This is a genomic window from Nonomuraea sp. NPDC050786 (genome assembly GCF_040654115.1).
Lineage (GTDB): Bacteria > Actinomycetota > Actinomycetes > Streptosporangiales > Streptosporangiaceae > Nonomuraea.
Genome location: NZ_JBFAHJ010000067.1, coordinates 1 through 13627, shown reverse-complemented (window position 1 = coordinate 13627; position 13627 = coordinate 1). Strand labels below are relative to the sequence as shown.

Annotated in this window: 11 protein-coding genes; 5 read left to right on the top strand and 6 right to left on the bottom strand. The window is 64.0% G+C overall.

The features are described 5' to 3' along the window. Nucleotides 1-566 precede the first annotated feature (566 nt). From AB0H84_RS53220 to AB0H84_RS53210, 3 genes are all read right to left on the bottom strand, one after another. Nucleotides 567-977, bottom strand: coding sequence for an arsenate reductase ArsC (locus AB0H84_RS53220; protein WP_357622410.1), 411 nt, complete (start codon nucleotides 975-977; stop codon nucleotides 567-569). A 217-nt stretch (nucleotides 978-1194) separates the two neighbouring features. Beyond that, nucleotides 1195-1911: an MIP/aquaporin family protein gene (locus AB0H84_RS53215; protein WP_357622407.1), complete on the bottom strand. Its 717-nt coding sequence runs from the start codon at nucleotides 1909-1911 to the stop codon at nucleotides 1195-1197. 390 nt (nucleotides 1912-2301) lie between these two features. After that, complete coding sequence (locus tag AB0H84_RS53210; protein ID WP_357622404.1) at nucleotides 2302-3525, bottom strand: GNAT family N-acetyltransferase; 1224 nt, start codon at nucleotides 3523-3525, stop codon at nucleotides 2302-2304. 489 nt (nucleotides 3526-4014) lie between these two features. Between AB0H84_RS53210 and AB0H84_RS53205 the strand changes: the two genes are divergently transcribed. After that, the gene (locus AB0H84_RS53205; protein ID WP_357622402.1) at nucleotides 4015-4350 is read left to right on the top strand and encodes a metalloregulator ArsR/SmtB family transcription factor; all 336 of its coding nucleotides are present in this window, start codon (nucleotides 4015-4017) and stop codon (nucleotides 4348-4350) included. Nucleotides 4351-4593: 243 nt separating this feature from the next. On the opposite strand, the gene AB0H84_RS53200 is transcribed toward AB0H84_RS53205, so the two are convergent. Beyond that, nucleotides 4594-5436 (bottom strand): alpha/beta hydrolase, encoded by an 843-nt coding sequence (locus AB0H84_RS53200; RefSeq protein ID WP_355200551.1) that lies wholly within the window; start codon nucleotides 5434-5436, stop codon nucleotides 4594-4596. A 94-nt stretch (nucleotides 5437-5530) separates the two neighbouring features. Between AB0H84_RS53200 and AB0H84_RS53195 the strand changes: the two genes are divergently transcribed. From AB0H84_RS53195 to AB0H84_RS53180, 4 genes are all read left to right on the top strand, one after another. After that, on the top strand, nucleotides 5531-6106 hold the full coding sequence (locus tag AB0H84_RS53195) for a TetR/AcrR family transcriptional regulator (protein WP_357622399.1): 576 nt from the start codon (nucleotides 5531-5533) through the stop codon (nucleotides 6104-6106). 233 nt (nucleotides 6107-6339) lie between these two features. Further along, on the top strand, nucleotides 6340-7035 hold the full coding sequence (locus tag AB0H84_RS53190; protein ID WP_357622396.1) for a hypothetical protein: 696 nt from the start codon (nucleotides 6340-6342) through the stop codon (nucleotides 7033-7035). A 22-nt stretch (nucleotides 7036-7057) separates the two neighbouring features. Continuing rightward, nucleotides 7058-8284 (top strand): metallophosphoesterase family protein, encoded by a 1227-nt coding sequence (locus tag AB0H84_RS53185; RefSeq protein WP_357622394.1) that lies wholly within the window; start codon nucleotides 7058-7060, stop codon nucleotides 8282-8284. A gap of 64 nt (nucleotides 8285-8348) precedes the next feature. Beyond that, nucleotides 8349-9746, top strand: a complete 1398-nt coding sequence (locus AB0H84_RS53180; RefSeq protein WP_357622391.1) for an MFS transporter — start codon at nucleotides 8349-8351, stop codon at nucleotides 9744-9746. 74 nt (nucleotides 9747-9820) lie between these two features. On the opposite strand, the gene AB0H84_RS53175 is transcribed toward AB0H84_RS53180, so the two are convergent. Next, entirely contained in the window at nucleotides 9821-10810 is a 990-nt protein-coding gene (locus tag AB0H84_RS53175) for a helix-turn-helix transcriptional regulator (RefSeq protein ID WP_357622388.1), read from the bottom strand. A gap of 85 nt (nucleotides 10811-10895) precedes the next feature. Further along, nucleotides 10896-13439: a molybdopterin-dependent oxidoreductase gene (locus AB0H84_RS53170; protein WP_357622386.1), complete on the bottom strand. Its 2544-nt coding sequence runs from the start codon at nucleotides 13437-13439 to the stop codon at nucleotides 10896-10898. Between the last annotated feature and the right edge of the window lie 188 nt (nucleotides 13440-13627).

The following is a 13627-nucleotide window of genomic DNA, read 5'->3' as shown; positions in this document are numbered from 1 at the left end:
CCGTCATCCTTGCAGCGGATCCGATCCCGTGAGGCCCAGATGATTCACCGCACGACATCCTGCCGAGGGCTCAAGACTGAGGTTCCGAAGGGCGTTGCGCAACAGTACGTAGCGCAGCACCCGCCCATGATGTCCGATCTCGAACACTCCGCGAGGGCATCATGAAGGCCAGAGGATGAGCGCCGAACGGCGGCTACGCGTGCGTCTACCTTGGATGCCAATCACGCTAGGTAATCGCGTTGCCGCCACCGGGCAGCTCGGTATGGCCGCTCCCGGACAGATCCGGCTGGCCGTCGTGAGCCCAGGTCAGCGGTCCATTGCCGCCTGCCGTCGGGGTGCGGTCAGGACTGGCAACCATCAACTTCGCTGAAGCTCGGGGTGCGGTTGCTACTCACGAACAAGTGCGGTCGGTAGTTGCAAGCAAAACCAGCCGAAACTGGCGTTGGTTCTCACCGCCTACGCGCAGTCGGCCCGTGCGCGTGGTGACCACGACGGCTGAGGTCATCGACCTGGGCGCCCCGAACAGCCGGAGCGTCGCGAAGCCCTGAAGGCGCCGGCCGCGCTGGTTAGGGCCGCTGGATCCCCAGATCGGCGATGAGGTCGCGGACTCGATCCCGGATCTCGTCGCGGATGACGCGCACAGCCTCGATGCCCTGCCCCGCGGGGTCGTCGAGCTTCCAGTCCTCGTACCGCTTGCCGGGGAAGATCGGGCAGGCGTCCCCGCAGCCCATGGTGATCACCACGTCTGAGGCCTCGACCGTGTCCGCTGTGAGGATCTTGGGTCGCTCGGCAGCGATGTCGATGCCGACCTCGCGCATCGCCTCGATTGCGGCCGGGTTGACCTGTTCGGCAGGCGCTGACCCCGCGGAGCGGACGTCGATCCGATCGGCCGCCATATGGGACAGCCAGCCGGCGGCCATCTGGGAGCGGCCGGCGTTGTGGACGCAGACAAACAGGACGCTGGGCTTATCACTCACGCAGGGACTCCTTCGCTACTGCTGGTTTGGTCTTCGATCTGTGGGTGCCTTGAGTTCGTCACGTGCCGGCGAATTGCTCAGCTGGCCAGTGAGCAGAGATCCACGATGGCCAGCCGACCCGGTTCACCTAGGGCCGCATGCACCCGAGCCCGGGTCTCCAGCGAAGGAAATGCATCAACATTCATTGAGTCAACAATTATTGAGCTATATCCACGCGTCAAGCGACCGGTGGGGCCTGTACAGCCTGATAGGGGACAACGGGCTCTGGAGTGCCCGCCGTAGGACGGCCGAACAGGCCGTGCACCAGCGCCAGGCCGATCAAGCCGCCGACCAGTTGGGACGCTATGAAGCCGAGCAGCGAGGCGGGCGCGATGCCGGCGAAGCTGTCGGAGAAGGCCCGGCCGATGGTGACGGCGGGATTGGCGAAGCTCGTGGAGGAGGTGAACCAGTAGGCCGCACCGATGTAGCCGCCGACCGCGAGTGGGGCGGCGGTCGTGCGACCTGACCGGGTCAAGCAGAAGGTCACCAGCACCAGGCCTGCGGTGGCGACCACCTCCCCGAGCCACAGGTGGGCGCTGGATCGCTGGGTGTCCGACCAGGCGACCAATGGCTTGTCGAACATCGCGTTGGCCAGCACCGCACCGCCGATGGCACCCAACACCTGGGCGGCTATATAGCCGCCCAAGTGTCCGCCGGACAGACCTTGTCCGCTCCGCCGTCCCTGCCACCAGTCGGCCAGGGATACCACGGGATTGAAGTGAGCGCCGGAAACCGGCCCGAGAACGACGATGAGAACGGCCAGGCCGAAGACGGTAGCGGTGGAGTTCTCCAGCAACTGCAGGCCCACGTCCTGCGGAGACAGCGTTTGGGCCATGATGCCCGACCCCACCACTACCGTCACCAGAAGCGCGGTGCCAAGGAACTCGGCCAGCAAGCGAGACCTCATCTGGCCACCCCCGCGCCTATCACGGTGGGCCTTTCAGGTGCGACCCGCTTACACGCCGAGGACGTCCGCCGCTCGCTGATAGGCAAGTCGACGTCTTTGAGCGCCTCGATATGGCGACTGATCGCCGACCGACACAGAGTCTCCAGCAGTTGCATCGACTCTCCTGAATAGATATCCATCAAATTTGACTGACGTCTAGATTGACATATATCTATTCAAAGGCCAATGGGAGCCGGCAGGAACGCTTGCAGCCACATGAAGAGAACACGGCACCGCCATCACCGGAGCACAGCACCACAGACAGGCAACGGCCCGACCAGGCGGGCGGATCTGTAATCCGTCCGTACGTCTCCTGCATACCTGTCGCCGCGTTGGTGCTTAGAGAGCCGAGCTACGGCGTTCAATGAAGAGCACGTCGCGCCAGACGCCGTGATGGCGGCCGATGCGCTCACGCACGCCCACCGTACGGAAACCGAGGGCCTGGTGCAGCGCGAGGCTGGCGGTGTTCTCCGGAAAGATTCCCGACTGGATGGTCCACACGCCCGCGTCCTCGGCAGCCGCGACGAACGTTTCCAGCAGGGCGCGCCCGATGCCCTGTGCTTGGCAGCCGGGGTGGACGTAAATGCTGTGCTCGACCACGCCCGAGTACACGGGCCTGGCCGAGACCTGGGAGGCCGCCACCCAGCCGACCACCTCACCGGTCTCGGTGTCGACGGCCACATAACGCAGGTGCGCCAGCCGCGCGGCGGTGAAGCCTTCCCAGGTGGGCGCCGTCGTTTCAAAGCTGGCGTGGCCGGTGTTCAGGCCGGCCTGGTAGATGGCCAGCACCTGCTCGGCGTCCGTCTCACGCATCGGCCGGATCTCAAGCCCGAGCCCGGCCGCGGGCTTGACGGCCTGGACGATCGCCGAGTGCACGCCGTCGCCGTGGTCGGCGGTCAGCGTGATCTCGACACCCACGAACCCGGATGCCGTGAGCAGCTCGCGGTACTTGCTCACCGGCAGCGCCCCCGCCACGCAGCCGATTCGCTGCTCTGCCGCCAGGTGGCGCGCCGGGTCGATCTCGCCGTCGACCACCACGTCGCTCACGCCCAGGCGGCCGCCCGGCCGTAGCACCCGGAACGCCTCCCCGAGCACGGCGGCCTTGTCGTCGGACAGGTTGATCACGCAGTTGGAGATGACCACGTCCACCGACCGGTCCGGCAGCGGCACCCGCTCGATGCTGCCGTGCAGGAACTCAGCGTTGGTCACACCCGCCTCTTCCGCGTTTCGGCGCGCCAGTGCCAGCATGTCGGCACTGGCGTCCAGCCCGTACGCCTTCCCACTGGGACCGACCCGGTGCGCCGACAGGAGGACGTCGATGCCGCCACCAGAGCCCAGATCCAGGACGGTATCCCCCGCGCGCAGCTCGGCCACCGCAACGGGGTTGCCGCACCCCAGGCTGGCCCGCACCGCACCATCGGGCAGTGCACTGGTGTCGTCATAGCCGGCGGCGCCGAAACAGCCCTGCTCGAAGGTGTCCGGCCCACAGTCAGCGACCAACCGGCCGGCGGCCGCGGCCCGGGCCAGCTGCGAATAGCGATCGACGATCTCGTCACGCGTCATGGCAATGCCCTTCACTCGCAGGCGGGCGTACCGGGAGCCGGCTTACCCATGTGCACATCGGCGGCCGTGGGAAAAGCTCGTTGATCTGGTGCAGGCTGGTCGTGGCCCGCGTGTCCGCCAGGACTCAGGGCGTCGGCCAGGGCACTGAACCAGCTCGCATGCTGTTCAGCTTCCGTGTCCGCAGAGGCGCCTTCTCGTCGTCCATCTACAATCGACGATAGACGATCGAAGATCTCGTCGGAAGGACTTGCGGCACCCCACGCCCGTGGTACCTACATCCAGGGCAGCCGTGGTGCCTGTCCAAGATCGCCCGCAGTCCTCGCCAACCGTTTGGCCTCTGTGGTCGAGGAGGAGGAGCCAACGCTGGTTGGACTGGTGGAGCCAGAGTCCGAGCCTGTGACTTGGCTCGCGGTATCGCGCCTGGCTTGTTGAGAACGTGCGCTCTTGTGCCTTCTCATCGCAGTCTGGCCGCTCTATCGTCAATGGTCGATGGGAGATGACAACGGCATCCTGGCGCGCTCTGCGGCAGAGGAGTATGCGAACTGGTTCAGGGCCCTGGCCGACGCGACCCGCATCCAGATCGTGTCGCTGCTGGCCCGGAAGAATGAACCGATGTCGGTGGGTGCCATCGTCGCCGCGTGCGGGGTAGGGCAATCGACCGTGTCCCACCATCTGAAGATCCTTGCCGACGTTCGATTCGTCCTCGTCGAGCGACATGGCACATCGAGCTTCTATCGGATCAACCAGAAGTGCGTGTGCGCTTTTCCTACCGCCGCTGACGTGGTGATGGGAAAGCCTGCTCCCGGCACGCCCACTGCAGAGTGAGAAGCTTCCACGCTCGGATAAGGAGCCAAGCCGTGTCGGCCACGACCCCACCCAAGCCACCTACGTCCTGAGAGGGCGTTGCGTGAGTTGATGTCCTTTTCGTCGTTTGCGCTGGGCAGGGAAGGCTGGTCAGGGACTTCGCGGGCGGGCTAGGGCTGCGGTTGAGCGAACAACCCGGGACGAGCCGCACGCCGTGGCCAGGCAGCCGCCGGGGTAGCGGGCAGTGCCACCCCGGCGGCGGGGTCACTTGGCGGCGAAGGCCAGCAGTGCCTCGTTGACCTCATCGGCGTGCGTCCACAGCAGGCCGTGCGGGGCGCCCTCGACCTCGACGTAGTGCGCCTCCGGGAACGCCTCGTGGAAACGACGCCCGGTGGCGTCGATCGGGAGGATGTTGTCCCTGGTGCCGTGCAGGATGAGTGACGGCTTTCCGGCCGCGCGCACCGCCGCGACGTCCTGGCGGAAGTCCTCGATCCACGCCGCCACCACCGCGTAAGCGGCGACCGGGGCGGAGGTCGTGGCGGTGTTCCAGTTGGCGGCGACGACCTCCTGGCTGATCCTCGTGCCGAGATTCTCATCCAGGTTGTAGAAGTCCTTGTAGAACTGCGTGAACCAGGCGTATCGGTCGGCACGGGCAGTGGCGACGATGCCGTCGAACACCGACTGCGGTACTCCGGCGGGGTTGTCGTCCGCCTCCACCAGGTACGGCTCCAGCGACGCCAGGAAGGCCAGCTTGGCGACGCGCTCATGGCCGTGGTTCTTGACGTAGCGGGCGAGTTCGCCGGTGCCCATGGAGAACCCGACAAGAATGACCTCGCGCAGGTCGAGCGTCTCCAGCAGCGTGTTCAGGTCAGCTGCGAAGGTGTCGTAGTCGTACCCGCTCCCGACCTTGCTCGACTGGCCGAAGCCGCGGCGGTCGTAGGTGATCACCCGGTAGCCGGCGGCGAGCAGCTCGCGCGTCTGACGCTCCCAGCTGTGCCCGTTCAGGGGGTAGCCGTGGATGAGGACGACCGGCTGACCGGATCCCTGGTCCTCGTAGTACAGCTCGACGTCGGTGCTGTTCTCGGTGCCTACCTTGATGTGGCCCATGAGAGATCTCCCTCCAATCCGCTAGAGAACGATCGTTCTCCGCGTATGTCCACTACAGTAGAGAACGCTGGTTCTCTGCGCAACTGGAGCTCTCGTGATCGATCAGGAAACAGCACGTGACCAGGTCGTCTCCACCGCCGACCGGTTGTTCTACGCCCACGGCGTCCAGGCCGTCGGCATGGACGCCGTCCGCACTGAGGCGGGTGTCTCGCTGAAGCGCATCTACGCCCTGTTTCCCTCCAAGGACGACCTCGTCCTGGCAGTGCTCCGCCACCGGACCGAGCAGTGGGACACCGGCGTGGCCCGCGCCCTCGCCGCCGCCCGCACGCCGCGCGACCGGATGCTGGCCGTCTTCGACTTTCTGGCGGAATGGTTCCGCGAGGACGACTTCCGGGGCTGCGCCTTCATCAACTTCTTCGGCGAGCTGGCCGGTGGCAGCAGCCGGGTCGCCGAGGCGGTCAGGGAGCAGAAGACCTCTTTCCAGCGCCATGTCGCCGACCTGGTCCGCGAGGCGGGTGGTCCCGGCTACCTCGCCCCGCAGCTGGTCCTGCTCGCCGAAGGCGCCCAGACCACGGCCGCCATCACCGGGGATCCCGCCACGGCTGCCCACGCCCGCGCCGCCGCCGAGACCCTCATCGGGGCCGCCTTCGGTCCTGCCAGCAGATTCTGACCAGCCTTCCCTGTCCAGCGCAAACGACGAAAAGGACATCAACTCGCGCAACGCCCTCTGAGAGCAGGCAGCAAGCTGCCGGGCATCTTGCTGCCGAGCAACACCACTTTGCTTCACACGGCTGTCGACATGGGATGGCGCATAAGGCCCGCATTGCCTAGCTAGCGAGCGCTCCGCCTCCGCAAGGCTGCGCTTCTGGCATCATGCGCCGTCTCGTCACTCGGGAGATCGTCATGCAGTTCGACCGCTCCGCCGTCGGAAACGTCCTGTCCGAAGCACAGACCCTTGGTCTCATCTCTGACTTAGAGCGAGCGGAGCTACTGTCCGTGTTCACACCGGACTTCCCCTACGCAGGCGTCCTTGAATTCACTGACTCCGTGCACGCCCACGTCAAAGTAGATGACGTCGACAGCCTCCCTCACCACGAGCTGAAAAACCTCGGATACCACCCCGAGAACGCCGAACCGGGCTACATAAAGTACGCAACTGACGCGGCCATAAACCTCATCTTCTCTTCGATACCGATTGCCCAGGACGACAACATCCCCGGTGCGGTCACCCTGTCCAAGCCCTTCATGGATCACGTGGGCATCGACATGCGGGACGAGGCGGCACCCACGTACGAAGCCTTCGAGAAGATCCCGGCGCTCGCCGCCGAGCTCGGGTGGCGTGAAGTGCCGCAAGGCGGTTCGGGCCCGGTTCACTGCTGCCACACCCAGGTCAAGTCAAAGCACTGGGTGTATCCCCCTGAGACCTGGCAGGGATGGAGGCGACCGATCGAGTTCGCCTTCGGAACGCTGGTCATCTTCGACAAGAAGATGGGCTGCGACCTGCGCCCCATAGACCCCGGCCACTCGCTCGCACCGCAGAACTCGCCCTGCTGCGGGGCCTCTGCTGCGGCTACAGACGATACGAACCCGGCACGGTAGCAGGATCATCAGGACCGACAGGATGAGAATAGCCGTCTGCGGAGGCGCGTACTCAAATCCGTGGGCACTTCGCGCGTTCATCGAAGATGCACATCGCAATCGGGCCCAGCGTCTGTACTGCCTGGGAGATCTAGGCGGCTACGGCACCGAACCCGATTCCATCTGGCCGCTCCTGACGGACAACAACGTAATCTGCGTCGCCGGGAACTACGACGTGGCGATCGCCGAGGCCGGCGACGACTGCGGTTGTGGATTTCGTGATCCCCGCGACCAAGAATACGCGCAGATCATGTACGACTACACTCTGCGCAATACGAGCCGCCGCTTCGCCGCCTGGATGGGGGAGCTCCCGACCGAGCGGCGGGAAACCATCGAAGGGTGTGAGCTGCACTTCGTCCATGGTTCCACCATCGGACTGAACGACTTCTGGTGGGAGTCCTTGCCGGAGGCAGAGCATCGCCGGCGTGTGGAAGCGAGCGGTGCCGACGTCATCATGTGCACTCACTCCGGCCTGCCGTGGATTCGCCAGATCGATTCCCGGCTGGTCGTCAACGTGGGCGTCATCGGCCGCCCTCCCAACGATGGAGACCGGCGCGTCCGATACGCCCTGGTCGACATAGAGGACGGACGTGCAAGAGCGCAGATCATCCGCCTCCACTACGACTGGCGTTCGCACGCCGACGCATTGCGTCAGGAGAAGTTCCCCGAAGCCTTCGCGGCTACTGTCAGCACCGGCTGGTGGACGACCTGCTTGGAGATCCTGCCCGCCGGCGAAAGGGCAAGGGGCCGCTTCCATATCTACGACTCCAGCGTGCCGAGCCTGTTGGATGCCGTGGGCCTACAGGCGAACGCGTGGCCGGATCCAGATCCTTCCATCCCTGTCCGGTCGCTGTGGGGGTCGCCGCTACTTCGGGATCACATCTGGTACGTCGATCCGCCAGTAGATGTCCATGAACTGCTGGAGGCCGGCGCCGTCGGCGAAGCCAGCGCATTGCGGGACAACAAGCATCCTCCGGACGTGCGCACTATAGGCAAGGCACAGAGTCCGCTTCCCGAGCTCACCCTCACCCGCGAGGGTTGGTTCTGGCACCCGCGTCTCCTCGCTGAGCCCTCTCTGCTTCCCCATCCGCCAGAACTGCCATCGGTCGCGGCGTTCGTGGATAGCGCTCGTACCAAGACAGTGCAGCTTCTTCTAGAAGATCTTCAGGCCAACGATCTGCTGCTGCCACCTCATTACTGCGCCACCTGACGACTGCCTCTCCCGTGCAGCTGGTGCCGGGGCCCTCTATCGCCAAAGCAAAGCAAGAGGAAGTATGACCTCCACGCCTACCACGCTCACAGCGGACTCGATCGGCGCCCGACTGGATCGGTTGCGCTGGAGCGGCACCCACTTGTCCATACTGCTGGCACTCGGCGCCGGATGGCTCTTCGATTCCCTGGAAGTAAACCTCGTGGGCAGCGTGATCAACCCGCTCAGCGAGCACTTCCGGGCGACCCCCGAGCAGTCATCACGCATCTTCTGGGTGTGGCTCCTCGGAATCCTGTTCGGCGCAATGGCCGGAGGATTCTTCGCTGACAAGTTCGGCAGACGGAGGCTTTTCCTCTTCACGCTTCTCTGGTACTGCACCTTCACTGTGCTCACGGCTCTGAGTCCTTCGTTGGAGCTGCTCTATGCGCTGCGCTTTCTTACGGCGCTCGGAGTCGGAGCGGAATACGCGATAATCAACGCCGCCATCATGGAGTTCATGCCTGCCCGGGTCAGAGGAAAGAGCGCGGCCGCGGTAATGAACTGCTGGTCGCTCGGCGCGATCGCCAGCGGACTGATCGCATTCCTTCTCCTCAACACCTTCGCGCTTGCCAGCGCCGTTTCGTGGCGATACGGATTCGCACTTGGCGGAGTCCTGGCGCTGCTCGTGCTCGTCTTCCGCCGCCGTCTTCCGGAGTCACCACGCTGGCTGGCATCGCAGGGCCGAATGGAAGAAGCCGAAGAGATCGTGCGAAGGCTGACGGAAAGAGCGGGCATCGACCCTCAGGCATCGAACAGCGTGGACGATCACGAGCCCAGGGCGCCGGGGTTCGGTCAGGCGATCAGAGAGTTGATCCGACGATATCCCGGCAGACTCGCCTTGGGATGCGCGTTGGACCTTTCCGAGGCGTTCGGCTATTACGGCATCTTCGCGCTCATGTCGATAGTGGTCCTGAAACAAGTGCACTACACGGATGCGGAGATCCCGTTCGTCTTCATCCTCGGGAGCATCGGCTCGCTCATCGGCGGGGTCTGCATGACTATGATGTTCGACCGTCTCGGTCGGCGATGGTCGGTAGGACTGTTCTATGCTCTTGCCGCCGCAAGCATAGGAGGACTCGCGGCGGCGACCAGCACAGGCGACAGGCAGTGGGTGCTCATCGCGTTCATGATCGCCAACGCTGTTTCCACCGGGGCATGGACGGCGGCGTACCCAACGTTCACAGAGCTCTTTCCCACACATCTGCGCGCCGCAGGCATCGGCACCAGTGTGGCCGTCGGCCGCATCGGGGCTGCCTACGGCGCGCTCTACCTTCCCACCTTGGCCGCCCAGATCGGCGCCACCGCCAGCTACATCCTCATCATGGCGTTCTGGAGCTTCGGGTCTATCGCGATGATCGTCTGGAGCGTCGGCGGCGGTGTCGACGGGGCCAGAAAGCCTCTTTCCGCCCTGAGTACGCTCTAGCCGTGCGGTGGCCATCGGACGGGGCCCGGCCAGGACTTGGTACGTGAAGCGGGACTCAGGATGGGAAGGGCACGCTAGAAGGCGCCGTCATGGCCGATCCAGCCTCTCTCCATAGCCCTAACGCCCGCCTCGAAGCGGCTGCGTGCTCCCAGGCGCTCCATCAAGTCGGCGACGATGCGGCGATGAGTTCGAAGGCCGATGCCGAGCTTCTTGCTCACGCACTCGTCGGTCAAGCCTTGCGCAAGCAGCCGAAGCAACTCCCGCTCCTGCGCAGTTACACCGTCCTCGCAATGGGGCACTTCCACGCCTACGCATGCCGCCGAATTCCACGACTGCTCGAACAGTGCGACGAGAGCTGTCAGAAATCCCGCACCGAAGACTTCCACCACGCCTTTGTCTACTTCCCGTGGATCGACGGGAACCAGTGCTACTTCCCGATCAAATATCGTGATCCACAGTGGCAATGTGGGAACGACCCGGACTTCGCCCTGGCGCTGGGTGAGCCAACGGATGAAGGCCAGAGTCGACGGATGGTTGCAGGCGCTCTCCTGATAGATGGCGCGTATGGCGACGCCACGATCGAGAAGTACGTCGTCGATCGCCCTGCTTGAATCCAGAGCCTCTTCAGAATGAGCACCTGGCTCCATGGACAAGCACTCGAACCTCGCCTGGCAGGCTAGCGCTTCCATCCGGGCCTTGACCGCCCGAGGGCCGTCCAGACGATCACATCCATGCCTGATGCCGGCGGCGCACAGTTCGCTGTACTCGTCTATCAAGCGGTTGACCGTCTCCTCGACGGCGACGAACCGTTCTTGATGACGTAAGAGCTCTGTCCGCTCCCGTTGCAGCAAGGCGTGGAGAGCGATACCTGGATTGGCCGGCCGCAGCACCCCTGCGGAGCGATGCAGCAATGAAAGCTCGACGAGCTGATCTACAGCGCCTTGCACTTGCGCCTCGGAAATCCCCAGTTCGGCAGAGATCCTGGTGGCATCCCACCCTGGCTGTGTGAGCACCACACGGTAGACGGCATCTGCATTGTCGTACAGGCCCCATTGCTGAAGCACCGGTCCCCCAAGATGCCCGCTGTACGTCAGAGATCATATGATCGTATGAAACCGCAATTCCTCACGTCAACCGCTGACGGCTCAGCTACTTCTTGCGCACACGGCAGGCGAAGCATTTGTACGCCTGCTGGCCGGAGAGATTGTCATAGAGCCTGTCATCTATCAACGTATTGGCCGGCTCGTAACGAGGGTCTCCATAGACATCGCCTACACGTTGTGCGGGGCCGAAGGTATTCGGCACGTACACGGTGTCCTGCCTTATCCCTGCATCGATGAGAGCCGTTCCGGAGACCTGACCGCGTGGACTCTCGACCACAACCTCATCACCGTCCGAGATGCCGAGCTTCTTCGCCGTGGTCGGATGGATCTGAACCAGCCGTATGCCATTGAGCTGCTCACCGGTGGGAGTCCAGTGCGTCACGGAGGCGAAGTGAACGACACTCGGCCGTCCCGTCATGCCCATGAGAGGGAACTGCTGGTGGACAGCATCCGACCCCGGCACTCCGAGTCTCACGGGCTGCGTGAGCGCCTGTGGATTGATCGGATTGGCGATGTACCTGTCCTCATAGGCGATCGTCGGATGCGCGCCGGTGACTTCGGGATGGGTGTAGAAGACGGGTAGAGCGCTATGGCCGCTGGGCGTCAGCCTCCGTTCCAGGTCAGGTGTGGTGATCTCGATTTTGCCGCTCGGCGTGAGGAACCGTTTGCCGCGGTTGGAAGAGTCCAGGGACAGAGCGGCTTCGTACCAACTGGGGTGATCCAGATAGAGGGTGCTCACTCCAGGATGCTTCGTGCTGGGGCAGGGCCAGCGAAGCGGCTCCGGCCGCGTGCGCAGCCGCTCGCGCGTCATGCCTGCCATGCCCGGCGTGTTGGCGACGAAGACATCCCAGAGAGCCGGGAAGCTCCTCCACTCCTTGGGGAAGGCATCCGTCCAGTACGAGCTGCCGTTGCGGCGATCGTTACGCCCGAGAGCGTGAGCCAGATCGATCCAGACCTCGATGTCCGAGCGTGCCTCACCCACCCTGGCGACGGCAGCTTCCTGCCATCGGATGGCCCGGTCGTCGCGGCGCATGTAGACGCCTTCGAACTCCAGCCCACTGCACACTGGCAGTATGACATCGGCGTAATAGGCCGCCTCTTCCATGAACAGGCCTGTGTAGACGTAGAAGTCCAGCTTGGCGAAGGCCTCCCGCACCTTGCCGGTGTTGGCGGAGCTGATCAGCGGATTGCCTTCGGTCATCACCGCCTTGAGCCGATAGGGGCGGCCGTTGAGGATGGATTCGGCGAAGGTGTCCGGTCCCACTGGCAGCGCGGGCCCTCTATCCGGCGGTGTGACCTTGAGGTCGGGCAGGTTCAAGGCCCCAGGCCAGGTGTTGTGCATGAAGTTGCAACCGCCGCCTGGCGTGCCGATGTTTCCCGTCACCGCGGCGAGCATCGCCAGGGCCCGGTAGGTATCGAAAGCACCGAGCTGGTGCGATATACCGGCATTGCAGAAGATGGCTGCCGGACGTTTGGTCGCGTAGTCGATCGCCAGTTGTCGAATTACTGAGGCGGGTACACCTGTTATGGATGCTGCCCATTCCGGACTGTATCCATGAGTGGTGAGATGCTTCCGCAGGTCTTCAAATCCTAAAACCCAACGATTGACGAAATTACTGTCGTGGCGATTCGTCGTGATGATGTGATGCAACATCGCAAGAACGATCGCTAGGTCGGTATGCGGCTTCGGCGCTATCCATTGGTCTGCCAATACCGCTGTCGGCGTTCTGCGCGGGTCGACCACAACCAGCCGCGCACCTGAGCGCTGTCGGCAGCGCAGAAGGTGGGCGAACGTGACCGGATGGGTCTCTCCCTGATTCGTCCCGAGGAAGAGAAAGAACCGTGCCGACCCCAGGTCTTCCTTGCCGGTGGACGGGTCCACGCCATAGCCGTTGGTGAAGTTCCCCAGACCGAAGGTCGCGGCGAGAGCATTTCCACCGGCATCGTTGCAGACGGGCCCCACGTCCGTGTCATTCGGGCTGCCGAGCAAGGCGAAGACCCGCGATGCCAGCGCTCCCGTACCGCGTGGCAGCCGTCCAGTGGTGCGGTTGGCGATGGCGCGAGCTTCTCCTGAGTCACGAAGTTCGAGCCAGCGACGCGCGATGATATCCAGTGCGCCATCCCATGAAATGGGTTCGAAGCGACTGTCAGGGCCGCCCTTATGGCCCGCCACGCGGCGAAGGGGCTTGGTAAGGCGTAGCGGGCTGTAGACGAGCTCGGCCATCATGGGCGCCTTCACGCACAGATTGCCGTCCTGCACCGGATCGCGCTTCTCGCCGCGGATCGCCAGGATCCGGCCCAACTTGAGGGATATCTCAAGACGGCAGTTGCTGTTGCAGAATTGGCAGGCGCTCATCGCTAACCGATCCGGGGTCAACGCGGCTGAGCCAACAGTAAAATCGGGCATTGAGTCGACAGAGCCGGCATCGAGCGATGTGGGTGCCGCGACCGCCGCCTGCGCCGACGGGGTAATGAGTCCGGGCACGCTGCCGGCCGCGCCTCCTGCGCCGGCCAGCAACGCGGACTGGATGATGCCCCGACGCGTGACACCACTATTTTCAGTTCCTGGCAGTTGTTCTTTGTCGGCCATGGTTTTTCTCCAGACTCAAGGGAGCCGTATCAACCGCAATGCCCAGTAACAATTTGATGTTCGTCTCAGGATCATGAAAGTGGTGGAATGAGGCAGTGAGCTCTTTCCATCGTGACGGCACTGGTCAGTGTGCTTGCTCGCTGAAGTTGGCAGTTACACACGCAAAATGTCATGAAGCCGGCAAACGA

What these genes read in the sequence shown, in the direction of transcription:
- AB0H84_RS53210 (WP_357622404.1), bottom strand. Translation starts at nt 3,525, where the DNA reads ATGACGCGTGACGAGATCGTCGATCGCTATTCGCAGCTGGCCCGGGCC.
- AB0H84_RS53205 (WP_357622402.1), top strand. Translation starts at nt 4,015, where the DNA reads ATGGGAGATGACAACGGCATCCTGGCGCGCTCTGCGGCAGAGGAGTAT.
- AB0H84_RS53200 (WP_355200551.1), bottom strand. Translation starts at nt 5,436, where the DNA reads ATGGGCCACATCAAGGTAGGCACCGAGAACAGCACCGACGTCGAGCTG.
- AB0H84_RS53190 (WP_357622396.1), top strand. Translation starts at nt 6,340, where the DNA reads ATGCAGTTCGACCGCTCCGCCGTCGGAAACGTCCTGTCCGAAGCACAG.
- AB0H84_RS53185 (WP_357622394.1), top strand. Translation starts at nt 7,058, where the DNA reads ATGAGAATAGCCGTCTGCGGAGGCGCGTACTCAAATCCGTGGGCACTT.
- AB0H84_RS53180 (WP_357622391.1), top strand. Translation starts at nt 8,349, where the DNA reads ATGACCTCCACGCCTACCACGCTCACAGCGGACTCGATCGGCGCCCGA.
- AB0H84_RS53170 (WP_357622386.1), bottom strand. Translation starts at nt 13,439, where the DNA reads ATGGCCGACAAAGAACAACTGCCAGGAACTGAAAATAGTGGTGTCACG.